The organism is Bacteroides sp. 90-K9/2 (genome assembly GCF_047310725.1).
Lineage (GTDB): Bacteria > Bacteroidota > Bacteroidia > Bacteroidales > Bacteroidaceae > Bacteroides > Bacteroides vicugnae.
In genome coordinates, this window is record NZ_JBCGVL010000023.1 from 1 (window position 1) to 1,302 (window position 1,302).

Annotated in this window: 2 tRNA genes and 2 rRNA genes; all 4 read right to left on the minus strand. The window is 44.4% G+C overall.

The features are described from left to right. Positions 1-655: ribosomal RNA gene (locus AAHJ11_RS22305) — 23S ribosomal RNA — on the minus strand; the annotation flags it as partial. A gap of 157 nt (positions 656-812) precedes the next feature. Then, positions 813-889, minus strand: a tRNA-Ala gene (locus tag AAHJ11_RS22310). A 58-nt stretch (positions 890-947) separates the two neighbouring features. After that, positions 948-1,024: transfer RNA gene (locus AAHJ11_RS22315), tRNA-Ile, on the minus strand. Between the two features lie 207 nt (positions 1,025-1,231). Beyond that, positions 1,232-1,302 (minus strand): 16S ribosomal RNA (locus AAHJ11_RS22320); the annotation flags it as partial.

The following is a 1,302-nucleotide window of genomic DNA, read 5'->3' on the forward strand; positions in this document are numbered from 1 at the left end:
GGCTTCATGTCTTGAGACACTTAACCTTGCCGGAAAAAGTAACTCGTAGGTTCATTATGCAAAAGGCACGCCGTCACAACCGAAGTTGCTCCGACCGCTTGTAGGCGCACGGTTTCAGGGACTATTTCACTCTTCTATTCGAAGTGCTTTTCACCTTTCCTTCACAGTACTGGTTCGCTATCGGTCTCTCGGGAGTATTTAGCCTTACCGGATGGTCCCGGCAGATTCACGCAAGATTCCTCGTGTCCCGCGCTACTCAGGATACCACTACGCTTCGTTTAGCTTCGAATACCGGACTATCACCGTCTATGGTCCCATTTTCCAAAGGGTTCTTCTCACTAAAGTTCTTGCGATATCGTGGTCCTACAACCCCAATATTGCCGTAACAACATTGGTTTGGGCTAATCCCCGTTCGCTCGCCACTACTAGGGGAATCATTATTATTTTCTTTTCCTACAGGTACTAAGATGTTTCAGTTCCCTGTGTTAGCCTCTTGCTATGCAAGATGTCATTCCTTCAGAATGACGGGTTGTCCCATTCGGAAATCTTCGGATCAAAGGTTATTTGCACCTTCCCGAAGCTTATCGCAGCTTATCACGTCCTTCATCGCCTCCGAGAGCCAAGGCATCCGCCATGCGCCCTTGCTTACTTTCTTTCAAACGTTTTATTCGTGTACTGGTATTGGTATGGGAATTGCTTCCTTCTATCAATATTGCGTACTCGAACACGTACGGTTTGATATATACTTTTAGCTCTTACTAAAATTTTACTTTTTGTACATCATGTCAAAGATCGTTTCTCTTTTTCAGAGATGGTGGAGAATAACGGATTCGAACCGTTGACCCTCTGCGTGCAAGGCAGATGCTCTAGCCAGCTGAGCTAATCCCCCAAGAGGTTATCAAGAATTGCTGCATTCCGCTGACGCGGCATTCCTTCGTTCTTGAGCTTGGTAGTCCCAGGCAGAGTTGAACTGCCGACCTCTACATTATCAGTGTAGCGCTCTAACCAACTGAGCTATAGGACTAGTTCAACCTTGTCTACCTGTATGTTAGACTCGGCTTCTTTTTTCTCTTGTTTATCTCTATCTATACTTCTATAGATGGTTGATCTATATATTATAAATAAACAAGTACCAGTAGTACAAAAAACAGAACCTTTAAAGTCACTTTTTTTACGATGCTGTATTTTACATTATTCATGCAGAATTACATCGTTTACGACATCACTCCAGAAAGGAGGTGTTCCAGCCGCACCTTCCGGTACGGCTACCTTGTTACGACTTAGCCCCAATTACCAGTTTTA